Genomic DNA, 23,646 nt, shown 5'->3' on the forward strand with positions numbered 1-23,646 from the left:
CCAACAAAGTTAAATATGCAGTGAGCCAGTCAGTAAAGCTATTAATGTCATGACAAGGGTAGTGCCCCATGCCCATTTGAAAACGAATTTCTGATGTTCGCCCAACTCAACCTCAGACAGACCTATCAGTAAAAAGGTAGAGGCCGTTAATGGGCTAAGCGGAAACCCTACCGTCATTTGTCCGAGCAGGGCAGCACGACCAATTTCCAAAGAGTCGATACCAAATTGTGTAGCTGTGTGGCTCAGCACAGGCACAACCCCGAAATAATAGGCATCAGGTGTAAATAGCATACTGGCAGGCATACTGGTAATGGCTGTAAGTGTTGGGAGCCATCCGGCATGGTGTTGAGGAATAAGCGAAACCAACGCAGTAGCCATGGCGGGTATCATCTTGGAACCTGTAAGAATGCCAGAAAAAATACCTGCGGCAAATATCATGCTCGATACCATGAATATATTGGTGCCGTGGCTTTTGAGTACTTTTTGCTGGTCAGCTAATTTAAAATAATTAATCATCAGGGCTAGCATACTGCCTATGATAAATAAAACTGGTGTAGGAAGCCAACCTTTCATCAGGGTTATTATCAGCACTAAGGTTAGAATAGCATTTACCCATATCAGTTTAGGTCTGCGTAATTCCTTTTGGGTTTCTGTCAGGTTTTCATGATGCTGATACTGAAAATCAATAATACCTAGTCGTTTACGTTCTCTTTTTCCGAATATATAGGCTACAAATAAGACCCATGCAATTCCGCCGAGCATAGCCGGAATATTCGGATTAAAAATATGTACTGCATCAGATTTCAGCGTAGAAATGGCTCGCGCAGAAGTACCCGACCACGGTACCAGATGCAAAGGCCCAACACTGAGGGCTACAATACCGGATAATATCAGCCGATTGATTTTAAGTTGTTTGTAAATCGGTAAAAATGCCGACAGAACAATCATAAAAGTGGCTGTGCCGTCGCCGTCTAAATGTACAATCATGGTTAAAATGGCTGTTCCGATGATAACTTTCATGGGGTCTCCCTTCACAGAACGGATAACAAAAGCAATAACTGGGTCGAACAAACCTGCATCGAGCATTGTAGAAAAGTACAATACTGCAAATACCAGCATTATTCCGGTAGGGGCTACCTGCTTGATTCCATCTAGCATCATATCACCTAATTGCTTGGGGTTAAAACCAGCAATCAGACCAAAAACAATGGGTACAATTACCAAAGCTGTTACAACAGATAGGCGTTTGGTAATAATTAAAAACAGGAAAACAACAATGGTTGCAAATCCTAACAAAGCGAGCATAGCGGGTAGGGTGGTTAAATTATATCTAATTCAAAAAATAGCGTATTCTGCTTAAAGCCGTAACCGCCAACTTAGAATAAAGTTGTCAGGTTTTCTGCTTTTTTAATTTCCCTTTCAGCATCTTCTGGCAATAAGAGGCGTAGTTTAATCATTTTTTTAGCCACTTTTTTTACCAGTTTTACATAGTTATTATGTGATTTGTAGCGTTCTTCTAACGACAAACGATTATCATTATTAGCTAATCTTTCGGCTTTTGTTCGGGCAAAAGGTATAAACATTCCTTCTAGCACGGCAAGGTCTCCCTCGCCATAGCCGGCTTTTCGTAAGCTCCAACCTGTATAAGTACCAATAGGAACCTGCAAGGTAAGTGTGGCCAGACCTCCCTTTTCGTTGTTGTCGGCATCAACTTTAGGAACCAGAATAGTATAGGCTTTATCTTTTTTGATAACAGGCGACTCACTAATAATGCCCGACATCATTTTTTCATCGAAATGTGGCCCGAAGTCTCTTACCTGTAATTCGTTTACTAAACCTTTGAACGGAACATTATTCATCGGTTGCCAGCCTATGGCTGTACTTTTGGCAAGAGTTTTACCCTTAATAGTCGGATATATACTTTCAGGAGGTTTACGACCTGTTAGAACCCATTCTTCCAATGCTACCTGTAAGGCCCGCCATGAGTCTACATAAGAGTTTGAATTTCCCTGAAATCCTGTAATTTTATTAATATTCGGACTGAACGCTGGCGTGTGCTGTGTGCTTGAAAACAGGTAAATACGTACATTTTCAGGAATAACAAGGTCTTTTGTTCCATAAACATCTGTTGTGCGTAGCGACATCCTCGACTGCCAGTATTCAGTAGAACTAAGTGTATGCATAATTTTGGGCATAAAGCCTTGTTTCTGACAGGCATCGAGTATTCCGCCTTCAATTTCAGAGAGAGGGTCATAAGTGTTTGACCAAGTGAAAGGGGCTTCGTTACCCGGAAAAAGTATTTCTTCGTGTTGCATACCTCCACCGCCCGGGCGTCCGAAACGGACATTCAAGGTGATGCGTCGTGGGCCGATGTGTACATTCAGTCCTTCAAAAACAGGCTTGTTTTCTTCATCGACATTAAAGCCCAAATGCAAGAAACTACGCAGAAAATTTCCGCATTGTGAAACTCCCACACCAATAGCTGCGCTGGCCTGATTGGCCAACACATTGTCAGGTGTTTGAGCGTGCCTGAAAAATGAAACGATGTCGCGGGTTGCGGCAAAGCCTAAGCCTAATACCAAAGGATTCTTGGCTGTATAATTTAGTTCATAGATATAATTGGGGTCGAAACCTCCTTTTAATGAAATCTGAGTAGTACTTGGTTTACCCGGAAAAACCTCTTGAGTACAATCGGCAAAGGCCCAGTCAGTATTGGGAACTTTTATGGGTTCGTCTGCCGCATGAATGCGTTTGGTTAGTGTGGCGGTTGAATTATCTAATGAAACAGTTTCATAAGGTTTATGAAACTGCGCACTGAATGCCCCTGCACTCAGGTTTTGCGTAGGCTGTGTTTCTGAAACAATAAATTCAGTATGTAGGCTTCCGATAATCTCTTTGCCGTCTTGGGTGGCAACAGGTACTTTTATCTTTAATTTGTTATCTCCGAAAATATCACCTTGCCAACCTCCCCATAAATAAATATATCCTCTTTTCAAAAGTGAAGTATCGGCAGGAAACGCATTCCCCCGATTAGGCACATTATAAAATAAAAGATGATTGCTTTTATTTAAATCGGCAGGTTTTAATAAAATAAACTCCATTTCGTACTCTACCATTCCGCGGGCATTGCGTGGAGCTAATGCAATATCCTGAATAATGCTGTTGTGAACATCTGCTGGATTCACCTCGCCAAAGGCTCTTCCCGTAAGGCGTTGGTATTGCCCTGCGTTACCAAACTGCCTGCCATTGGCGTAAAGTTCAGTTTTGTCAATGACGATTCTTATAATCTTTGCTTCGCTTACAGATACCCAAAGGAATAGAAGAAAGAAAAATGATAGTGCTTTTTTCATGGTTACGGTCAGAAGGTTGTTTAATGCAAGGTTTTGCCAAAACTTTTAAAATTTTATTCAGCTACTAAGGTACTGATAGTAAATAACTCTCTGAGCATAGCACCAGAGAGTTATTTAAAAAGCGTTGGCGAAGTTATTCGCTGAACGCTAAAAAAGCAAAATATTAATTGTCGGATTCTACTCAGGTAGCCAGCAATTATATTTGATAAACAAGCGTATGAGACTCTAATTTATATTTACCTATGATAATACAAGATTATAAATCAGTGCATGAGAATCTCGGATGTACTCATACACTGATAAATGATTTATGGTTGCGCCACTAGTTCAAGTAATTCTTTATCGTGGTGATAACGAATAGTGCTGGTGTTGTCAAAGAACATGGTTGCGCCTTTTTCTACGGTGTAAGGTTCCCATTTAGGAAGACCGTTAGCGTTCGGATTTCCGGTTTTAGCAAAGTTTATCCATGCTTGGCTCACTTTATCAGCTAAGGCATAGGCTTCTTTTCCACCGCCTGTCATTTCTTCACAACGGGCAATGTTGTTAAATACGAATGGTAACTCCATACAGTGCATGGCTTTGTATTTGCCGTCAAGCACGGGTGACTGCCATGCAAAGAAGTACATATAAACTGGTGCGCCTCCTGCTGATGCTTTGGTTTTGGCTTGTGTAACAGCCCCCGGACGGAACATCATGTCAACATCAATTAAATCAGATGGTTTAGTATCGTTCGGGAATGCCTTTTTAACTGCGGCAGTGTAAGCGTCAGCTTTTGCGTTGTATCTTTTCTTAATAAAGTCGTTTATCTGCTCGGCTGTGCCATTCGATAAGCCACCAAACATCGAAGCCATAAATTCATTTTTTACTGTGCCAATCAGCAACGGAATATTTTTAGAAAGCTCCATTGCTTTTTCGTCAGTAAACTGGTAAGGTAAAAACTCGCCGTCACGGCTAGGGCCCCAACTTAAACCAAAACCACCTACGCCACGGCCTTCGGCCTTCATTTTGTCGGCTACAACTTTCAGTGCTTTGTTTCCGGCTGCAACTAAAGTGGCATAAGGAATTTTTTGCAGGCTATCTATCTGGCTAGGTTGTAGGTTAAGGGCTTTTAGTACTTCTGCACCAATTAGTTGGGTGTCAGCTTTTTCAAGTAATGTAGTACGGAAAGCACCGCTTTGGTTGACAGCTTTATGGAATAAACCCTTAGCCGACGGAGCCGCCATCAGGGTGTTTACTTTAGCACCACCACCCGACTGGCCGAAGATAGTTACGTTGTTAGGGTCACCACCAAAGTTTGTAATATTGGTTTTTACCCATTCAAGGGCAGTTACCATATCGATAATACTTAAATTAGCCGATTGTTTGAATTTTTCGCCATAGGCCGATAAATCCAGATAACCTAAGATATTCAGACGGTGGTTGATAGATACTACCACTACATCGCCTTTTTTAGCCAGATTTTCGCCATCATAAGAAGGCAATTCCTGCGAAGAGCCAGCAGTAAAGCCACCTCCGTGAATCCAGAATAGCACAGGGCGTTTTTTGCCATCGTTAATGCCCGGAGTCCAGACATTTACGCGCATACAGTCTTCGCTGGTATATCCCCAGTCATGATGAAACACAAACTCGCTTTCATCTTGTACGGTAGTAGTTGGCACCATTAAAGGAGCAACAGGGCCGTATGTCATTGAGCTACGTACGCCAGACCACGGTCTTGGTTTATGAGGGGCTTCAAAACGTTTAGCTTCTGCATACGGAATACCTTTATAGGTATAAATACCATTATGCACATAGCCACGAACTTTACCGGCATCGGTGCTGGTAACGGCTACGTTTTCGCCGGTTTTTAACTGTGCCGAGGCACCAGTAGCCAAGCAAATCGCCAAAAGCGACACAATAATTTTTTTCATTGATTAAGGAGAGATTAGAATATGTAATAATTAGCTGGGATAAACACAAGATTGCCTACTTGCCTGAATTTTTATTCAGGCAAGTAGATGTCTGTTAATTATTTATTGTTACCATAAGCCTTATCCAGAAACAGGTAGCGGGCATCGTCTTTCGCGTTTTCTGCCTTCGATTCTGTGTTCAGTATCATCACCGGTGGGGTGCTGTCACCAGCTTTGGCCGCAGGCCACTCAGGTAACTTAGCCCCATTTGGATTTCCGGTTTTGATAAAATTGGCAAAATAGTTCATCATAGTTTCTGATACTTTGTAGTCGTCGGCTGTCCAGGCATACTCTTTAATGAGGTGTAGGTTCCCCATGCAATATTCAATTTCGCAGGCATGAGGTGCGCCAACAGGTTCGGGCATTTTTGGTGTATTGTTGTCTTTTTTGACAGTACCACCAGCCAGACCCGCCGCAAGTGACTGGTCGACCAACGATGGGCGTAATTTGCTATATAAATAGCGGTAAACGGGCTGAGAACTGTTATTACGGTGTAAATCGAACCATTTCCATGTACTGTATGCAATAAAGCGGTCAGAAGCTAAAGCCGTTGCCGACAACTCAATTTCTTTTTCAGAGCCGTGTGGGTATAGTTTTAAAACTTCCTCATAATCGTTCGGATATTCTTTTTTCACACGGGCAACGTATGATTCTTCTTTGTAAGGCTGCCCGAACATAAAGGCTGCACCCGGAATTTCGGCCGAGTTCCAGCCCAATAACAGCGGTACTTGCGCTTGTTCTTTAGCACTAAAAATTTGTGGAATAGTTTTAGGATAAAAATAGCCGTCAATTACAGTCGGAAACCCAAATCTTTTCGATTCGTTATAAATCTCATAGATTTCACGGGTGCTTAAAGCTCTTAATTGTGCCAGCGATGTATATCCGGCATTTTTGGCAAACTCCACACCGGTTTTTTCGGCTTCTGCCAAAGGTACTGGCGACAACGTCGGGTTAATACCTGCACCACTTTCACCAATAGCTCCGGCAATTAAGCCTCTTGATAGAGGAGATGCCATTTGCGCACTTACAGAAATTGACCCTGCTGATTCGCCAGCAATAGTTACTTTTTTGGGGTCTCCACCAAAAGAAGCAATATTTTTTTGTACCCATTTCAAGGCAGCGGCTTGGTCTAACAAACCATAATTGCCTGATGCTTTGTAAGGAGCTTCAGCACTTAATTCGGGGTGAGCAAAGAACCCGAATATATTTAAACGATAATTTACTGTTACTACTACTATGCCTTTTTTTGCCATTGCTTCGCCATCATAACGCGGTTCAGAGGCATCGCCTGCTACAAAACCACCACCATAGAAATAAACCAGTACGGGTAAATCTTTGGTATTACGTTTGGCGGGTGTCCAGACATTCAGGTAAAGACAATCTTCGCTAACACCTTCTGACCGTGAATTCATATCGCCAAACACAACTGTTTGCATAGGTCTGGCCGAAAATTTTTTAGTTTCTTTTACACCTTTCCAGTTTTCAACAGGCTGAGGGGCTTTCCATCTTAAGTTGCCTACGGGTGGTTTGGCAAAAGGTATCCCGAAATAGGTCTGGATACCACTTTTAGTATCATAGTTTCCTTCTATTACACCGTTTGAAATGGTAGTTTGCACCGCAAAAGCATTGTTGCCTTGTGCGTGTGCTACTGCATTTGACAACAGGAGCAGGCTAAATAAATAGCATATTTTTTTCATTTTGTTTGATAAAATTTAGTTATTGTCTCAATTTGTGACAATAATAATTGGTTTTTTGAAATAATCATATTTATTTTTGAGAAATTTATATTTTTGCCTGTCAGAACGCTTTTAAGTTTAAACAATCAGATACGTGAAAGAGAAAGAATATTTGCCTCATATTGCATTCGATTCGGTTATTTTTGGATTTTCAGAAAACAAGCTGAAAATCCTGATTATGAAGTACCATAATACTGGATTATTTGCTTTACCCGGAGGCTTTGTAAGACGCGACGAAAACCTGAATGATGCCGTTAGGAGAGGGTTGAAAGAAAGAACAGGGCTGGATAATATCTATCTTGAACAGTTTTATACCTTTGGCGACCTGACACGTTTTAAGCCAGAAGTAATGAAAACTATTCTGGAAGCTAGTGGCTATGATGTGAACGAATACGATTGGATGCTCAACCGTTTTATCTCTATTTCGTACTATGCGCTTATCAATTATAAAAATAAAGACGTTGTGTTAAAGCCCGATGCACTGTCTGACTCATGCGATTGGTACGATGTGCAGGAACTTCCAGCCCTGATGCTCGACCACAAACAGATAGTAGAAAAAGCCTTGCAGACTTTGCGGGATAATCTGGAACGTAAATTGGTTGGCGTTAATTTATTACCTCCTTTATTTACAATGAATGATTTGCAGAAAGTATATGAAGCAATTTTAGGTGAAAAACTACGCCGCACAACGTTTCAGCGTAAAATACTTGGCTTAGGAATTTTACAGAGACACGAAAAACAATATTCAGGCAAAGCTCACAAAGCTCCGTTCTTATATAGTTTTAAAGCATAACAACAGTAAAATTAAAAATATCTGTGGCAGAAGAATGTTTGGCTTACTTCTCCACAGATACTCGGTATCCTCCTTTACTCATCCCAAAGATTATCAAGGGTGTAGTCGCTTCCTGCAAGGCACCAGAAATCACCCTTAATAAACCTGTAATGTTTATCAAGGGCGTTCATGGCAGCCATTTCAGTTTCAGAAAGTACTATATCTGCTGCGGCAAGGTTCTCTTTTAATCGGCTAGCATTCACCGACTTCGGAATAACAGAAGTTCCTCTGTTAATGGCCCAAGCCAGCATTACCTGCGCAGGTGTACACCCTTTTGTGGCTGCAATAGTCAGAATTGTAGCGTTCTCAAATAATTTAGGTTCATTGGGCGATATTCTACTGGCGGGGCGGTCGGCCGAACCAAGTGGGCAAAATCCTGTCAGGCAAATCCCTTTGTTTTGCGTGTAAGCTAACAAATCGTTTTGCTGGTGAAATGGCTGGAGTTCTACCTGAAGGGCTTCGGGTAATACGCCGGTTTCAGTTGTTAGCTGATTAATTTTTTTAATACTAAAGTTTGATACCCCTATGTGTCTGGCAAGCCCTTTGTTTTTCAGGGCAATCATTTCGTGCCATGTTTCACTTAATGGCAAATGTTCCAGACTTATTAAATCACCGGCATTCTGGGGATAGTTCACATCATAAATAAGAGCAACAGGCCAATGAATGAGGTATAAATCGAGGTATTCTAAATGTAAATCGCGTAGAGTGGTTTCAATTGCCGGATGTACGTCGTCACGGCGGTGGCGGTTATTCCATAGTTTTGACGTAATCCATAGGTTTTCACGGGTAACCTCATTGTTTTTAATGGCATCTGCAATAGCCAGCCCGATTTCATGCTCATTTCCATAAATATAGGCACAGTCAAAGTGTCTGTAACCAATTTCAAGGGCCGTTCGGATGGTCTTATAGATTTCGCCTTTTGCCGACTTCCAGGTTCCTAAACCCAGCGCAGGCATTTGGTCGCCATTACTAAATTGCAGATATTTCATCAGTGATAAATTGGATATGAGAATACCTGCGAAAATACAGAAAAAAGCATTTGTTGTTTTCTTGCAATGGAGTTTTAGACAAATATTTTATTAAGCGAGGGCAATTGTGGTGTTTCATTACCCGATGGTATCAGCCAGCTAATTAGCCCTTAAAGAAATATTTTTGGGTTGTAAATGATTTATTATAAGTTAGTTATGAGTTGTGTGTTAGTTTTTTTTATTTTTTTTGAATATTTACTGTAACCTTTCAGTATCGACAAGGTTTCCACTATGAATTTGATAAACAATAATACATCGTTAAACGTGTGAATACACAAGATAACCTACTCATGCTTCAGGTAAAGGCGGGCGACCTCGACAAAATGGGCTTGCTCTTTGAGCGATACCATCGCCCTTTGTTTGGCTTTTTGTATCACATGACAGGTGATAACCAGACAAGCGAAGACTTGGTGCAGAATGTATTTTATCGGATGCTTAAATACAGGCATACGTTTACGGCAGAAGGCGAGTTTCATACTTGGATGTATCATCTGGCACGTAATGTACTGAATGATTCTTACAAGAAAAACAGACATAACTCACAGCATTATGATGTAGACGCATTTGCTGAAAGAATAGGAGGGGGTGTAACAGCCGACGAAGAACTGGAAAAACAGCAGGATACAGAAATGTTACAAAGGGCCTTAGACAAACTAAGCCCCGAATATAAAGAGGTACTCATTATGAGTAGGTATCAGGATTTGAAGTATGATGAAATAGCAACTATTCTGAATACCTCTGAAGGAGCCATAAAAGTACGCGTACACCGCGCCATGAATGAATTAAAAAAACATTTTTTAAAAATTGAAAATGGAAACAAAGCTCATGAATTGTGAACATGCAAGTGAAATGATGGTAGACTGGTTGAATAACCAGATGCCGGAATCTGAAAGGGCAGCTTTTGAATTACATTTGAATACTTGCCCCGACTGCCAGAAAGAATTACAGGCTACCCGCCAACTGTGGGAGGTAATGGGCAATGTTAGCGTGCCTAAGCCAAGCGATAACCTGCCAATACAGTTTTATACTATGCTTGAGACTTTTAAAGCCGCTGAAACTAAAAAAGTAAAAAAGGTGTCGTTCTGGAATGAACTGAAACATAAAATTGAAGCCCTTCTGACACAGAAAAACCTTTTCAGGGTGTCGTATAGTATGTGTTTACTTTTTATTGGACTGGCAGGAGGCTATTGGCTCAACGAACGCCGGACACCAGATTATCAGGGTCAGATTCAGCAACTTTCAGATCAGGTGCAGGAAATGAACCAGAAAGTAATGCTTTCTTTACTCGAAAACTCATCGGCTACCGAACGCCTCAAGGCTGTAAGCTATACAAAAGAAATAAATCAGGTTGACGAGCAGGTAATAGAAGCCTTACTCAGTACTTTAAATAACGATTCAAACGTAAATGTCCGTCTAGTAACATTAGAAGCACTGGCACAGTTGGCCAACAATCCTAAAGTAAGAGAAGGGTTGGTGCAGTCAATCTTGAAGCAGGATACTCCGCTTGTACAGGCAGCTTTAGCCGACGTAATGGTAAAACTGGAAGAAAAACGTTCGATTAAACCCCTACAACGTTTGCTTGAAAAAGATGATGTCGATGTGATTGTAAAAACCAAAATCAAAGAGACCATCAAGGCTTTATCTTAAAAAAACATACATAAACATACAAAATTATGAAACAATTGGTTATCCTACTTTTGGCAGGAGTGGTGCTTGCTTGTGCCCCTGCTTCGGCGCAGAAGCTCGAATTTAAAGAACATATCAGCAAAGAGTTTACACTAAAAAAGCCAGCCAGCCAGACGGTTCTGGGTATTTATAACATTGATGGCTTTATTAAGGTAGAGACCTATGCAGGTACTAAAGTACTTGTGGAAATTGATAAAACAATTTCGGCTAAAACTCAGGATATTCTTGATGAAGGTAAAGAAGAATTTAAACTGGGTTTTGAAGAAAACGGCGATAGTGTACTGATATACATTGAAGCCCCTTATGATACCCGCCCGCATCAGGAAAGAAAAGGACGAAACTGGAACCGCAAAATAGAATATCGTAGCAACCTGAATTTTACCATAAAAGTACCCGCCGATATAAACCTTGATGTTTCGACAATCAATAATGGCGATATTACGGTAAAAGATGTTGTAGGTGCTATTAAAGCCAATAACATTAATGGTGCTATTTCATTGGCCAATGCGAAAGGAGCAACCAATGTGCATACAATTAACGGAGACGTAACAATTAATTATCTGGCAAGTCCGCCTGAAAAATCATCTTATTATACACTTAATGGAAATATCCGAATTACATATCCGGCTTCGTTTTCAGGCGATTTACAGTTTAAAAGTTTTAACGGAGAGTTCTTTACTGATTTCCCTAATACCGAAACACTGGCTCCCGAAGTTATTAAAAACATAGAACACAAAGGCGAAAAAACAGTCTATAAACTAGACAAACGGAGTTCAATCAGAATAGGCAATGGCGGTAAAAAATTCAACTTTGAAACATTCAACGGAAATATTTATATCAAAAAACAATCATAAAATGAAAAACAATAAAGTAATTATCGTACTCTTGGTGCTAATGGCTGTTATTAAAATCACCCCGATATTAGCGCAAAATGAAATCAAAGAACAATTGTTGGTGCCTCTGTCCGACCCTGCCAAATCAGGTTCTTTAAAAGTCGAATTAGTTCATGGTTCCATCAAAGTGGTTGGCTATGCTGGCAAAGAAGTCGTAATTGATGCAGAAACCAATGCTAACCCAAATAAAAAAGAAAAAAACGATGAATTAGCCAGCGGCATGAAACGCATATCGAACCGTGGAGGACTTGAACTATCAGCCGAGGAAAAAAATAATAAAGTGGTGGTTACATCTCATACCGTCAGACAACCCGTGAACCTGACAATTAAAGTGCCTCAACAGTTTTCGCTTAAGGTAAGTACTGTAAACAACGGAGATATAGTTATTGAAAACATTAACGGAGAGTTGGAAGTAAATAACGTTAACGGCGATATTACACTAACCAATGTGTCGGGTTCGGCAGTAGCTAACACGGTTAATGGGGTAATTAAAGCTAATTTTAAAAGTGTAACCGATGCCCCAATGGCTTTCACAACACTAAATGGCAATGTAGATGTAACTTTTCCGGTTACTACGAAAATGAATGTGAAGGTGAAGTCGGACCGTGGCGAAATATACAGCGACTTTGATATTGATGTTGACAAAACTACTCCGAAAGGTGTTCGTACCTCACAGAACGGTATGTATAAAGTAAGTGTCGACGACTGGATTCAAGGTAAAGTTAACGGCGGTGGAAGTGAAATAATGATGAAAAATATGCACGGAAATATCTATATCCGTAAGGCAAAATAACATATTGAGGGGTAAGTTAATTGAGCTTGCCCCTCAATTAAAAATTATGAAAAAGCTAAAATATTTTATTGGTTTATGTCTGCACAACTTATTTTTTCTTTTGCTGTAAAACTTCAATTTCTCTTTTAAAGCTGCCTTTTGCTGAGCCAATCTCTGATAAACACGCCTATATTCATATAAGTATAATAACTAGGGCTGAGTATTTTTTTTAAAATCGTGCAACATCTTCAAATCTTTTGTGTCTTTTGAAAGTTATTATCTCGCTTAAAAAATGTTAAAATACTCCTTTTAACATTTTTTAATAATTGTCTGTTTGCAAATCGCTATAACTTTGCGGCATTCAAATGCGTATGATTAAACTTTTATGAAAAAGCTATTTTTACTTACTTACCTTTTCACTTTTACGTGTTATTGTACTCTTTTTGCCCAGATTGTACCAAAAAAACTGGCTGCCAAACGTACCAGCAAATCGGTTATAATTGATGGAAGACTAAACGAGCCAGCTTGGCAGGATGCATCGTTACTCGACGATTTTACGGAGTTCCGCCCAGTAGCAGGACGCAAAGAAGAATATGAAAATCGAACGGAAGCCTTTTTAATGTATGACGACGCAGGTATTTACTTCGGTGGTACTTGTTATGAAAAAAGTCTCGACAGTATTTCGAAAGAACTCGTAGGACGAGACGGCTTCGGAGCCAATGATTACATCGGAATTATTTTTGACACCTATAACGACAAACTCAACGGCTTTGAATATTTTATTACTCCTTTAGGTGAGCAATGGGATGCTAAAATGACATCGAACACCAACAGTGACAACGGTGGAGAAGATTTTAGCTGGAATGCCGTTTGGAAAAGTGCCGTAGTGATACACGATAAAGGATGGTCGTTCGAGATTTTTCTGCCTTACTCAGCTATCAGGTTCAGTAAAGACAAAATTCAGGACTGGGGTTTGAATATTACCAGAAGAAGACGTAAAACCGAACGACAAAATACATGGAGTGCTATTAATCCTAACGTGAATGGTTTTCTGACGCAGGAAGGATTCTGGACGGGTATTTCAGACATTAAACCACCGATTCGTCTGCAATTGTCGCCTTATTTTTCAATTTATGCCAATCATTTTCCGGTCAATCAGCCAGACCAGAAAAACTGGACTAATCAGGTTTCTGGCGGCTTGGATTTGAAACTGGGGTTAAGTCAGGCTTTTACTTTAGATGCAACCCTGATTCCAGATTTTGGACAAGTGCAAAGTGATAACCGTGTGCTAAATCTTACCCCTTTTGAAGTAAAGTTCAACGAGAATCGTACTTTTTTTACCGAAGGAACTGAACTATTTAATAAAGGTAACCTTTTCTACTCAAGACGCATTGGTGGTGCGCCAATTAACTTTGATGCAGCCTATGACGGCCTGAAAGATAATGAAAGGGTAATTGCGAATCCGACGGAATCAAAATTAATTAATGCCTCAAAGGTATCGGGCCGCATGAAAGGAGGCTTGGGTATTGGCATTCTGAATGCCATTACGCGCCCGCAATATGCTGTTATTGAAAATACCGAAACAGGCGAGCGAAGAAAAGTTGAAACCGACCCAACCACTAATTATAACATTCTGGTACTAGACCAAACGCTTAAACACAATTCGAGTGTAAGTTTTATAAATACCAGTGTACTCAGAGGAAATAATAATTATAATGCTAATGTAAGTTCGGGGTTATTTAGTTTTTTTGATAAAAAAAATACTTATAACCTGACAGGAAGCGTAGCTATCAGCAGCCTCACATATAAAGTACCAGATAAGAAAAACACAATGGGTTATAGCCACTCCATAGGCTTTTCTAAAAATAGTGGCAGGTTTAATTTTAGCCTTTCACAACAACTGACCGACACCAGATATACCAGTAATGACTTAGGTTATTTTACTAATAACAATTTTATAAACCATGTTTTATACTTGGGGTATCGGTATACCGAGCCTAAAAAATGGTATAACAGGTTATTTTATAATTTTAATGCCTTTTACAGTTCGTTATACGCACCAATTGGAGACATAAAATCTAAATATCAACAATCTTACATTAATGCCAACTTCAGTGCGCAAATGAAAAAGCTACATTGGTTTGGTGCTTTTGCAGAGGTTTACCCTGCTCAGAACAACTTTTATGAGCCACGTGTGGTAGGGCAGGTATTCAGAAAAGGAGCTAACGCTAGTCTGACCTTATGGTTTGAAAGTAATTACACTAAAAAATACTCGGTTTCCACGCAGATTTCAGAAACTGTGTATACTAATTTTTATAACCTTAACGCTACGTGGTTTTATTTCTCGCATCAGTACCGTTTCAATAGTAAGTTTTCAATCAGGCATAGTGTTGAGTATTCGGCTAAGCCAACAGATTTGGGCTTTATGACTTTGCTTGATACCACCACGCCTTTATTTGCCCTTAGAAGTGTAAATTCCATTGACCACGTTTTGTTTCTGAAATATAATTTTACCAACAAAATGGGGCTTACTTTCAGAGCCAGACACTACGCAAGTGTAGTGAACCCAAGAACCTTTTTTACACTCAATACCAACGGAACACTTAGCCCCAGAGATGGCATTGCCGAGAATCTGAACCGAAATGTAAACTTCTTTAATATTGATATGGTATATACATGGCAGTTTGCTCCGGGTAGCTTCCTGAATGTTGTCTGGAAGGAAGCAAGTGTAACGGATTCTGATAGGGCGACTAATAATTATCTGGATAATTTACAGAATACCCTTCAGACACAGCAAAACAATAATTTTTCGTTGAAAATTATTTATTTTCTGGACTACCTTCAGTTAAAGAATCTGAAAAAAAGCATATAAACAGCAAGCAATTATGCAGGGCCGTAGTGAATACGGCTCTTTTTGATATTTTACGAAAATAGTACAAGGTTATTTTACAATTCCAACATCCATTCCGGCTTTGAATACTTTCTGAGGGGGCTTGGTTTTAATAAACTTGGGCATCTGAAAACCTACCTGAAAGCGTAAGGCAAACTTCTTTTTATCTTCTTTGGCCGATTCCTTTACCTCTTCTTCTACATTGGTAATAGACAACCTGAAACCAAAACCCAAAAAACTGGTCATTTCATTTTTGAGTTCTTCTTCGGTTTGTTTATTTTCTTTGACGCTTTTGTGGTCGTAGTCTATCTTTTCTGCTACAAAAAATTTCTTTTTTTGTTGTCCATAAACACTAAAAGAACCAACGAATAAGATTATTAATAAAGTGAGCTTTTTCATTATATCTGGACTTAGGAATGAAGGTTTCTTGTAGTGGAGCCAAGAAACAAATACTTCTGAATTTCTAACAAATTTAATTCTGTATAGGTCATATACCAAAAAAAGTCTGATGTTTTTGCAATAAAATAGTTCTTATTGAAGAAAATAACGCATTAACTGGCGAATAGAAAAACATTTTAGATTTAAAGTACTTCTTGTATTCTTTATTTGATGTGAAAGAAAATTTATTTGTCGGTATATTTTTTTCTCAATAATGTATGTTTTATGAAAAAAATTATTTAACTTTATTACTTGTAGCATATATTTGCAGCAAAACGTAAGATTTTGAGAAAAGCAATTGCCATATTACTTCTATTTTCGGTAATGGTTCGCCCTTTTACTCAGGCTTACTATTTGATAGATTATCAACTACGTCAGGATTTTATCGCTAAGGTATTCTGCATCAATAAAGAAAAACCACAATTACATTGCAACGGAAAATGTTATCTGGCCAAACGCCTGAAAGCCACAGAAGAAAAAGAAAATAAAACTCAGCGGAGTATCCTCGAAAAATACGAAATTCCAACCATAATTTGTGAGGAGGTAACAAGCCCACAGTTTAATTCTGTAATGCCTGATTATACCCTCATTGCTGATACTTACCAAAATCATTATACAGGCTTGTTTGCCTCTTATCTCTTTCATCCGCCTTGTCAGGCATAAGTACTTCATTATTAATTATCTGCGTTATTGAGGCTTTGTACAAAAGTGTGTAGCTTGGCTATACTGCTGGCAATAAAGCCCTCTGCTGATGATTTTATTTACCTTTCAGTTTCATATAAACCTATAATTACGGTTGAATTATTTAAGACAAATAGGAATATTGCTCTTATGTGGCTTGCTATTTTTGCGGGTCATGGTTGTTCCTGTGGTGTTTCTTGAATATGAGTTCAACAAAGAGTATATTATTGATAACTATTGTGTAAATAAAAATAAACCAGCGTTGCACTGTGACGGAAAATGTTACTTGGCCAAAAAAATTAAAACTGCCGAGCAAAACGAAGAACAACAAGCTAAAGCGAATATTTTTAAATTATTAGTCGAAGTATTCCATAGCCACACACCTAGCTATGAGATTCTTCATGGCTTTTGCTGGATAAAGCCACTTACACATCCCGCGTACAAAGATACTTACCATTATCTTATTCTTTTTTCAATATTGAAACCCCCTCAGTTGAGTTAAAATACCAGAATAATCTGGCAGTTAGGGCAAGCATAAATTGTGTTTTTATGTAAAAACTAAAGTTTGCTGCTATGTATTTGGTATAAACTCAGCTTACAAACCATTCATTACTCTGCAAAGGGTATTCAATATTGATTTAAAAATAACCGTAATGAAAAAATATTTAGTATTAATTATCTCTCTTATTATAAGCCAGTTTACTTGGGCGCAAAGCCTGATTAAAGGCAAAATATATGATGCTCATACCAAAGAGGCCGTTATTGGGGCAAGTGTTCGGGCGGGTGAGTCAGAAACAGGTACTACTACCGCCAATAATGGTAGTTTTACTTTAAAAACCGAAGCCAAAGAGATTACCGTCACTATGATAGGTTATCAGACACAAAAAATTGCAGTCGGAACTTCCAACGAATTACTAATTGCACTCGAAACGGCCGTCGAAGACCTACAAACGGTGGTTATAACTGGTAATCGTGAAGCTAGTTTGCGTACCGAAACCCCTATTGCTATTTCTAAACTTACCCCTAAGCAAATAGAAGAAGCAAAGCCGGTAGCCGTATATGAGGTTATTAATAAACTGCCGGGGGTAATGATGGTTAACCTTAATAACGAGCAACACATGATGGCCATACGCCAGCCCATTACTACAAATGCCTATTATCTGTATATGGAAGATGGTGTGCCTATTCGGCCAATGGGTGTATTTAACCATAACGCCTTGCTTGAAATGAATCAGTTTACGGTGAGTTCTATCGAAGTAGTAAAAGGCCCTGTTTCGTCTATCTATGGCCCTGAGGCAGTAGGAGGGGTAGTAAATTTTATAACACAACGCCCTACTTCACTACCAACGGCACGGGTAGGTGTTCAGTTTGACCAATGGGGGTACAGACGTATACAGTATGGAGCAGGTGCTACTTTAGGCAAACTTGGTATTTATCTCGGTGGATTAGTTGGTGAACAGAAAGATTCATGGATGGCTAGTTCTGACTATACCAAAAACGCGCAATATGCGCGCCTTGAATATAGTTTCTCGCCTAAAGCCCGTCTGATATACACTTTATCATATAGTAAATATAATTCACAAACCAGCGGAAGTGTTGACAGTATCGCATTTTATAGCCGCCAGTATGTAAGCACCAGTGATTTTACTTATCGTAAGGCTTATTCGTTAAGAACCCGTCTTACATTTGAGAAAGACTGGGCAAAAGGTTCACAATCTTTTATTACGGTTTTTGCTAGAGATAACAAACATGGGCAGAATCCGAGTTATGGTATCCGCTGGACCTCGGGCGCATCTACTGCCAGAGGTGAAATTAACTCTAATAATTTCAGAAGTTTAGGGGTTATTGCCCAACACACCCAACAATTTGGGTTTCTTAACTCCAAAGCAATTATTGGAGCCAGCCTTGATTTCTCACCAAACGATTACTGGTCGTATCAGGTTGATTTGAATGCCCAACTCAGACCTGACAAAAAATCAGTTGAAAAATATACAATTGCGAAAGAACGCCCAGATATTAAAATTGCAGACTATAACGCCGATATTCATAATTCAGCGGTATATCTGCAATATGATTTTGAACCTCTGAAAAACCTTCGTATTTCGGCGGGCCTTCGGTATGATAATATGGCCTTCGACTATGTAAATAATCTTGATATTGATAAAACAACCGGACAAGCCATTGGTGGGTCAAAGGTATATACTAAAACTACCCCTAAAATTGGTATCACCTATGATTTAGGTAAAGGAAAAGGCTTATATGCCAATTATTCAAAAGGCTTTGCTCCGTCGGGGCTTACGGCAATATTCCGCAAGAGGCCTACACCTGCTCCTAACGGCGACTTATTTTATTATAACCTCATTCCGGCTACTTTTATTAATACCGAAATTGGGGGGTGGGCTTCATTAGTAAAAAATAAAGTTTATGTCGATGTGTCGTTGTACCAGATGAATGGCCTTAACGAGTTACTCAATATACGTCAGCCCGATAATTCAACCGATTATCAGGCAGCCGGAAAAACACTTCATAAAGGTATAGAACTGGGCGTTACTTATAAGCCTAGTCAGCAATTATTTATGCGCTGGGGTGGTACTTATGCCATTCATCGTTTCGATGAGTTTATACTGAGCCAACGTGCTTCAGATGCCCTGAAAGATGTCAATGGCAAATATATGCCGCAGGCTCCTCGCTGGTTATGGAATGCCGAAGTCAGCTATTATCCTAAATGGGCTAAAGGCTTACGTAGTTCTGTTGAGTGGCAACACGTAAGTAAATGGTATCAGAATCAGGTTAATACCGTTACTTATGATGGCTATGACCTGCTTAATTTCAGAATTGGGTATCAATGGAAAGGTATTGAATTGTATACCAATGTTATGAACCTGACCGATGCGCTCTATGCAACCAATGTTACACGCGGTAATGCCACAACCGACCGTGCAACTTTTACACCAGCTGCACCACGCACTTTCGTTATGGGTTTACAATATAGTTTTGTTGGTAAAAAATGAATTTGCTTTTATAACACACTCTTTCTTGCGGAGGGGTATCAGGTTTTTAAAGTTACAAAAACATAACCAGCTTCATACTGGAGTGGTATATTATAAAATAAATCCTTATGAAAAAAATTATCATCTATTTTGCATTAGTTACTTTAATGGCTTTTCGTAAAGAAGACAAAGGCATTATTGTTTCAAATCCTGTTAATACTGCCGCTGTGCCTTCTTTTACCAGTACTGCCAAAGGTGAAGTAATACTTAGCTGGACAGAGAAAGATGCCTCTAATAAAGTATCTTTTTATTATAGCATATATAATGGCAAAGGATTTAATAGTCCGGTAAAAGTACCAATCGTTGATTCGGCAACAACTCATGCCGAGGGAATGCCTCGGCTGACTGTAAAAAAAGACGGTAGCATGATTGTAAGTTTTGAACTGAAGAAAGATAACCCCACCTCACGTTTTGGTTCTGACCTGCTTTATGTTTACTCGGCCGATGGCGTAAAGTGGTCTGAACCAATGTATGTACAAGCCGATAGGAATCCTAATAAGAGCCATTCATTTAGCCGACCTGTGCGGCTGGCTGATGGTGAAATCGGAATTATCTGGCTGGATGAAAAACTAACAGCCAAAGGGCGGAGTGTGAAATTTGCCAGAACATCACCCGGGAAAGGTTTCGGTGAAGAAAAAATAATTGATAATCAGGCTTGCGAGTGTTGCCGGATTGAAGCCGTAGTTGATGGAAAAGGTACGCTGCATATTTTTTATAGGGATATGTATGACGATGGTTCGAGAGATATGAGTTATATTTCGTCGAGCGATAACGGGCAAACATTCTCGCAACCCAGAAATGTATACCCCGATAAATGGCAGGTAAATGCGTGTCCGCACTCTGGTCCGTCGGCTACTGTTAGCCCTCAGGGAGTATTAATGACTTGGTATACAGGCAAAGAAAAGGCATCAGGCATAAAGGTGTGTGACGTAGCAACTGGTAAAATTGTAAATGCCGAAATTTCTGAAAAAGTACGGCAGCCACAGATTACTACAACCAAGTCGGGTAATACTTTTCTGACTTATGCCGAGTCAAAGATTCAGGGAGAAGATTACTATACTGCCATTGCTTTACGTAAAATCAATGGAAAAATAACAACAACGTATTTATCAGAACCACTAGCCGATTGCAGTTATCCAAGTATAACAACAACCATTGGAAACGATGTGCTGGTGGCTTATGAAAAAAGAATGGAAGGTAAAAAACAGACAATCGTTTGGGAAAAAGTACAATTTTAAAACAGTTTCTTATGAAAAAAATAATAATCATGTTGTTTTGTGCCTTATCGGTAGCACAGGCACAGAAAACAGGCTCTTTAAGTATTCAGTTTGATAACTATGTTGGCAGCGACCCGCTTGTGCTCAATGCTAAAAAGTATACCAATGCTAACGGGAATGAGTTTACAGTTTCATTGTTTCAGTATTATATAAGTAATGTTAAGCTTACTCGGCAAGATGGTTCAACTTTCACTGTTCCGCAAGACCAATCTTATTTCCTTATTCGTGAGAGCAAAAACGAAAGCAAGACTATTACCCTCACTGATATTCCTAAGGGCAAATATACGGGCATAAGTTTTACAATAGGTATTGATAGTGCCAGAAGCTCGGCCGATATAAGTAAAAGAAAAGGCTGCCTTGATGTGGCAGGGGAAGCGCAGGATATGTATTGGGCATGGAACTCAGGCTACATTTTTGTAAAAATGGAAGGTGCATCGCCACAGTCAGTCGAAAAGAATAATATCTTTATGTACCATATTGGGTTGTTCGGAGGTATAGGAAACAAGAAAACCCTTAATAATATTAAATACGCAACTATCAATTTTGGGGATGCAGTTTTTAGGGTTAAGTCTGATAAGAACACATCGGTTGTTCATATAAAGGCTGATGCCCTTAAACTTATGAATGGGCAAACCAACGTTGATATAGCCAAGAATCCTGCTGTGATGGGTGGCCCTTTTTCAGCCAGAATCGCAGAAAATTATCAAACTATGTTCTCATTTAGCGGAATTTCTCCGGCTTTCTCTGTTAATGCTGCCAATAAAGAGAAACTAGGTATGAATTAAAATGATGCCAGCAAAAAATAAAATCATGATATTATCAGGAATTGTTCTGATAATATCATTGTCATTTCGTAAAAAACAGGATATACCTCTATTTCCGGCTCCGGCAAATTTTCCGAAGCCCAGTTATAATTTTAGTGCAAATGCTCTTACCAACGAAGGCATCGAACTAGGCAAAACCTTGTTTTATGATGCCATTATTTCGAGCGATAACACCATTAGCTGTGGTAGTTGCCACCAGCAGTCGGCGGGCTTTACACAACACGGACACGCCCTTAGCCACGGAATTGATGATAAACTAACCAGACGAAACTCCATGCCTTTGTTTAATCTGGCGTGGTCTGAGAGTTTCGGCTGGGATGGCGGTGTACACGACCTTGATTTGTTTGCCATTTCGCCTATTACTAATCCTGCCGAAATGAATGAGTCAATGGCGCGAGTATTAGATAAACTGCGTAAAAGTCAGCAGTATCCGGCTTTATTTAAAAAGGCTTTTGGTTCTGAGGAAATAAACACAGAACGTTTTCTGAAAGCCTTGTCCCAATTTATGCTGACGATGGTTTCGGCCAACTCAAAATACGATAAATATATGCGCTATGAAGGCGTTGAGCTAAACGAAACCGAGCTGGCAGGTATGGCAATAGTTAAACAAAAGTGTGCTTCATGCCATGCGGGCGAACTTTTTACTGATTATTCGTTTAGAAATAATGGGTTAACACATTTACCCGTCGATGATAAAGGCCGTTTTGAAGTAAACCAGAACGAAAGTGATAGTTTTAAGTTTAAAGTGCCTAGTTTGCGGAATCTGGGTTTTACGGCTCCTTATATGCACGACGGCCGTTTTAAAACGCTGGAAGAAGTATTGGCGCATTATACCTCAACAGTAGAATCAACGCCATTTCTTGACCCTGTGTTAAATCAGAATGGTAAAACAGGTATTATGCTGTCTAAAGACGAGCAGCAAAAAATTGTCAGCTTCCTCAGAACCCTTGATGATGAGGACTTTATAAAAAATACCCGATTCGCTGAAAATACACTCACCGTAAGTATTCCTAAAAAAGATATTGATGCCGAAGTGGTGAATTTTAGGCCGGTTTCGGGTAAAGTAAAAGCAATATTCAATGAAAGTATTGATATTTATCTGAAAATAAAAGAAGCCATTAAAACACAGCAGACTGGTATTGCTGCCAAGCAGTCGGATAAATTACCGAAGGTACTTAAAAAACTTAATAGTCTGCCATTAGCAAATGCAGAAAAAGTGTTTTTTAATACCTATCTTGAGAAACTTTCTTTTGATTGTGAACATATTATTGAAGGTGAATATTCGACTGAACACCAGTCAGAACATTTTATTGAGCTTTCAAAAAACTTTTATGTGCTTATAGCCTCATTTAAGCCTGATTATTCTAAGCTGTATTACCACAGATGCGAAAATTCAGACTTAAACTGGTTGAGTGATAAAATAAATGAGGTATTTCCGAAAAATAATTGTGATAAAATTCAAACTAAAAAATTATGAAGTACATTTTTTTAAGTCTGTTTGTGAGTTTAAGTTATTTTGCAGACATCAATCAGGAACCTAAGTCATCAAAAAAAGCAGATAAAGAATTACATGACCCCGTTTGTGGTATGAAAGTCAAAAAAAATGCTGCATATAGTTCTACATATAAAGACAAAGAACACAAGTTTTGTAGTAAGATGTGCAAAGAGAAGTTTGACGCTGCTCCAGAGAAGTATATTAAAAAATAAAATAACTCTTCAGGACACATAGGCGAGCCATTACATGCTTCGCTGGTTAATAAATATCTGGGTAAAGTAGGGGTATCCATCTTTGCCTCTGACAACACCTATACCCGTAAGGTTATAATTGCCCTCTATATTTTTTCGATGGCCGGGGCTTTGAATCCATCGTTTTACCACTTCCTGTGCTGTAAACTTTCCGAAAGCAACGTTTTCGGCACAGGCATTGGCATTTTTTATCTGCCCCATAATTCTGTCCATCCGGTTGTCAAAACCGTCATGGCCAAAAGCAACCCTACCATTACCCATATTTTTACTATGCTTAATGGCTTCTTCTGTAATGAGCGGAAGTTCCTGTAAAGGTTTCAGATTTTTAGATGTTCTATATGTATTTACTTCTGCCAGTATAGCCTGTTGTAAGGTTGTGAAATCTTCTGAAGTTGAAGGGCTATTTTGCGCACATGAAGGCATGAAATGAATAGTAAGTAAAAATCCTATAAATTGAACAAATAGCATTCGTTGAATTTTCATTTTTTCCTGAT

Annotated in this window: 20 protein-coding genes; 13 read left to right on the forward strand and 7 right to left on the reverse strand. The window is 39.3% G+C overall.

Features of this window, described 5'->3' with window-relative positions; translation table 11 throughout:
• Window positions 1–9 precede the first annotated feature (9 nt).
• From WAA15_RS18445 to WAA15_RS18460, 4 genes are all read right to left on the reverse strand, one after another.
• Complete coding sequence (locus WAA15_RS18445) at window positions 10–1,305, reverse strand: CitMHS family transporter (protein WP_337044302.1); 1,296 nt, start codon at window positions 1,303–1,305, stop codon at window positions 10–12.
• A 71-nt stretch (window positions 1,306–1,376) separates the two neighbouring features.
• Window positions 1,377–3,350, reverse strand: a complete 1,974-nt coding sequence (locus WAA15_RS18450) for an alpha/beta hydrolase domain-containing protein (RefSeq protein ID WP_337044303.1) — start codon at window positions 3,348–3,350, stop codon at window positions 1,377–1,379.
• Window positions 3,351–3,658: 308 nt separating this feature from the next.
• Entirely contained in the window at window positions 3,659–5,260 is a 1,602-nt protein-coding gene (locus WAA15_RS18455) for a carboxylesterase/lipase family protein (RefSeq protein ID WP_337044304.1), read from the reverse strand.
• A gap of 98 nt (window positions 5,261–5,358) precedes the next feature.
• Entirely contained in the window at window positions 5,359–6,996 is a 1,638-nt protein-coding gene (locus WAA15_RS18460; RefSeq protein ID WP_337044305.1) for a carboxylesterase/lipase family protein, read from the reverse strand.
• A 133-nt stretch (window positions 6,997–7,129) separates the two neighbouring features.
• On the opposite strand from WAA15_RS18460, the gene WAA15_RS18465 reads away from it, so the two are divergent.
• Window positions 7,130–7,828: an NUDIX hydrolase gene (locus WAA15_RS18465; protein WP_337044306.1), complete on the forward strand. Its 699-nt coding sequence runs from the start codon at window positions 7,130–7,132 to the stop codon at window positions 7,826–7,828.
• Between the two features lie 74 nt (window positions 7,829–7,902).
• Here WAA15_RS18465 and WAA15_RS18470 read toward each other — a convergent pair whose 3' ends face one another.
• Window positions 7,903–8,856, reverse strand: coding sequence for an aldo/keto reductase (locus WAA15_RS18470; protein WP_337044307.1), 954 nt, complete (start codon window positions 8,854–8,856; stop codon window positions 7,903–7,905).
• 329 nt (window positions 8,857–9,185) lie between these two features.
• Between WAA15_RS18470 and WAA15_RS18475 the strand changes: the two genes are divergently transcribed.
• From WAA15_RS18475 to WAA15_RS18495, 5 genes are all read left to right on the forward strand, one after another.
• The gene (locus WAA15_RS18475; RefSeq protein ID WP_337044416.1) at window positions 9,186–9,731 is read left to right on the forward strand and encodes an RNA polymerase sigma factor; all 546 of its coding nucleotides are present in this window, start codon (window positions 9,186–9,188) and stop codon (window positions 9,729–9,731) included.
• Window positions 9,721–10,542 (forward strand): HEAT repeat domain-containing protein, encoded by an 822-nt coding sequence (locus tag WAA15_RS18480; protein WP_337044308.1) that lies wholly within the window; start codon window positions 9,721–9,723, stop codon window positions 10,540–10,542. The genes WAA15_RS18475 and WAA15_RS18480 overlap by 11 nt, the downstream gene beginning before the upstream one ends.
• A gap of 26 nt (window positions 10,543–10,568) precedes the next feature.
• Entirely contained in the window at window positions 10,569–11,435 is an 867-nt protein-coding gene (locus WAA15_RS18485; RefSeq protein WP_337044309.1) for a DUF4097 family beta strand repeat-containing protein, read from the forward strand.
• A 1-nt stretch (window position 11,436) separates the two neighbouring features.
• Complete coding sequence (locus WAA15_RS18490; protein ID WP_337044310.1) at window positions 11,437–12,267, forward strand: DUF4097 family beta strand repeat-containing protein; 831 nt, start codon at window positions 11,437–11,439, stop codon at window positions 12,265–12,267.
• Window positions 12,268–12,631: 364 nt separating this feature from the next.
• Window positions 12,632–15,118: a DUF5916 domain-containing protein gene (locus tag WAA15_RS18495; RefSeq protein WP_337044311.1), complete on the forward strand. Its 2,487-nt coding sequence runs from the start codon at window positions 12,632–12,634 to the stop codon at window positions 15,116–15,118.
• Window positions 15,119–15,187: 69 nt separating this feature from the next.
• On the opposite strand, the gene WAA15_RS18500 is transcribed toward WAA15_RS18495, so the two are convergent.
• The gene (locus WAA15_RS18500) at window positions 15,188–15,535 is read right to left on the reverse strand and encodes a hypothetical protein (protein ID WP_337044312.1); all 348 of its coding nucleotides are present in this window, start codon (window positions 15,533–15,535) and stop codon (window positions 15,188–15,190) included.
• Window positions 15,536–15,859: 324 nt separating this feature from the next.
• Between WAA15_RS18500 and WAA15_RS18505 the strand changes: the two genes are divergently transcribed.
• From WAA15_RS18505 to WAA15_RS18535, 7 genes are all read left to right on the forward strand, one after another.
• Entirely contained in the window at window positions 15,860–16,237 is a 378-nt protein-coding gene (locus WAA15_RS18505) for a hypothetical protein (protein WP_337044313.1), read from the forward strand.
• Window positions 16,238–16,370: 133 nt separating this feature from the next.
• Window positions 16,371–16,757 carry a hypothetical protein gene (locus WAA15_RS18510; protein WP_337044314.1) on the forward strand — a complete coding sequence of 129 codons (387 nt, stop codon included), beginning with the start codon at window positions 16,371–16,373 and terminating at the stop codon, window positions 16,755–16,757.
• A gap of 151 nt (window positions 16,758–16,908) precedes the next feature.
• Entirely contained in the window at window positions 16,909–19,266 is a 2,358-nt protein-coding gene (locus WAA15_RS18515; protein ID WP_337044315.1) for a TonB-dependent receptor, read from the forward strand.
• 107 nt (window positions 19,267–19,373) lie between these two features.
• Window positions 19,374–20,543, forward strand: coding sequence for a sialidase family protein (locus WAA15_RS18520; RefSeq protein WP_337044316.1), 1,170 nt, complete (start codon window positions 19,374–19,376; stop codon window positions 20,541–20,543).
• A gap of 11 nt (window positions 20,544–20,554) precedes the next feature.
• Complete coding sequence (locus tag WAA15_RS18525) at window positions 20,555–21,367, forward strand: MbnP family protein (RefSeq protein WP_337044317.1); 813 nt, start codon at window positions 20,555–20,557, stop codon at window positions 21,365–21,367.
• A 1-nt stretch (window position 21,368) separates the two neighbouring features.
• Window positions 21,369–22,883: a cytochrome c peroxidase gene (locus WAA15_RS18530; RefSeq protein WP_337044318.1), complete on the forward strand. Its 1,515-nt coding sequence runs from the start codon at window positions 21,369–21,371 to the stop codon at window positions 22,881–22,883.
• Window positions 22,880–23,113, forward strand: a complete 234-nt coding sequence (locus WAA15_RS18535) for a YHS domain-containing protein (protein WP_337044319.1) — start codon at window positions 22,880–22,882, stop codon at window positions 23,111–23,113. The genes WAA15_RS18530 and WAA15_RS18535 overlap by 4 nt, the downstream gene beginning before the upstream one ends.
• Window positions 23,114–23,143: 30 nt before the next feature.
• Here WAA15_RS18535 and WAA15_RS18540 read toward each other — a convergent pair whose 3' ends face one another.
• Window positions 23,144–23,635, reverse strand: a complete 492-nt coding sequence (locus WAA15_RS18540; protein ID WP_337044320.1) for a CAP domain-containing protein — start codon at window positions 23,633–23,635, stop codon at window positions 23,144–23,146.
• Between the last annotated feature and the right edge of the window lie 11 nt (window positions 23,636–23,646).

Source organism: Emticicia sp. 17c (assembly GCF_037153985.1).
Taxonomy (GTDB): domain Bacteria; phylum Bacteroidota; class Bacteroidia; order Cytophagales; family Spirosomataceae; genus Emticicia.

Excerpts from the sequence above, each read along its gene's own strand:
- WAA15_RS18455 (WP_337044304.1), bottom strand. The coding sequence starts at position 5,260 with ATGAAAAAAATTATTGTGTCGCTTTTGGCGATTTGCTTGGCTACTGGT.
- WAA15_RS18490 (WP_337044310.1), top strand. The coding sequence starts at position 11,437 with ATGAAAAACAATAAAGTAATTATCGTACTCTTGGTGCTAATGGCTGTT.
- WAA15_RS18460 (WP_337044305.1), bottom strand. The coding sequence starts at position 6,996 with ATGAAAAAAATATGCTATTTATTTAGCCTGCTCCTGTTGTCAAATGCA.
- WAA15_RS18500 (WP_337044312.1), bottom strand. The coding sequence starts at position 15,535 with ATGAAAAAGCTCACTTTATTAATAATCTTATTCGTTGGTTCTTTTAGT.
- WAA15_RS18520 (WP_337044316.1), top strand. The coding sequence starts at position 19,374 with ATGAAAAAAATTATCATCTATTTTGCATTAGTTACTTTAATGGCTTTT.
- WAA15_RS18475 (WP_337044416.1), top strand. The coding sequence starts at position 9,186 with ATGCTTCAGGTAAAGGCGGGCGACCTCGACAAAATGGGCTTGCTCTTT.
- WAA15_RS18530 (WP_337044318.1), top strand. The coding sequence starts at position 21,369 with ATGATGCCAGCAAAAAATAAAATCATGATATTATCAGGAATTGTTCTG.
- WAA15_RS18495 (WP_337044311.1), top strand. The coding sequence starts at position 12,632 with ATGAAAAAGCTATTTTTACTTACTTACCTTTTCACTTTTACGTGTTAT.
- WAA15_RS18470 (WP_337044307.1), bottom strand. The coding sequence starts at position 8,856 with ATGAAATATCTGCAATTTAGTAATGGCGACCAAATGCCTGCGCTGGGT.
- WAA15_RS18485 (WP_337044309.1), top strand. The coding sequence starts at position 10,569 with ATGAAACAATTGGTTATCCTACTTTTGGCAGGAGTGGTGCTTGCTTGT.
- WAA15_RS18540 (WP_337044320.1), bottom strand. The coding sequence starts at position 23,635 with ATGAAAATTCAACGAATGCTATTTGTTCAATTTATAGGATTTTTACTT.
- WAA15_RS18445 (WP_337044302.1), bottom strand. The coding sequence starts at position 1,305 with ATGCTCGCTTTGTTAGGATTTGCAACCATTGTTGTTTTCCTGTTTTTA.
- WAA15_RS18450 (WP_337044303.1), bottom strand. The coding sequence starts at position 3,350 with ATGAAAAAAGCACTATCATTTTTCTTTCTTCTATTCCTTTGGGTATCT.
- WAA15_RS18515 (WP_337044315.1), top strand. The coding sequence starts at position 16,909 with ATGAAAAAATATTTAGTATTAATTATCTCTCTTATTATAAGCCAGTTT.
- WAA15_RS18480 (WP_337044308.1), top strand. The coding sequence starts at position 9,721 with ATGAATTGTGAACATGCAAGTGAAATGATGGTAGACTGGTTGAATAAC.
- WAA15_RS18525 (WP_337044317.1), top strand. The coding sequence starts at position 20,555 with ATGAAAAAAATAATAATCATGTTGTTTTGTGCCTTATCGGTAGCACAG.
- WAA15_RS18535 (WP_337044319.1), top strand. The coding sequence starts at position 22,880 with ATGAAGTACATTTTTTTAAGTCTGTTTGTGAGTTTAAGTTATTTTGCA.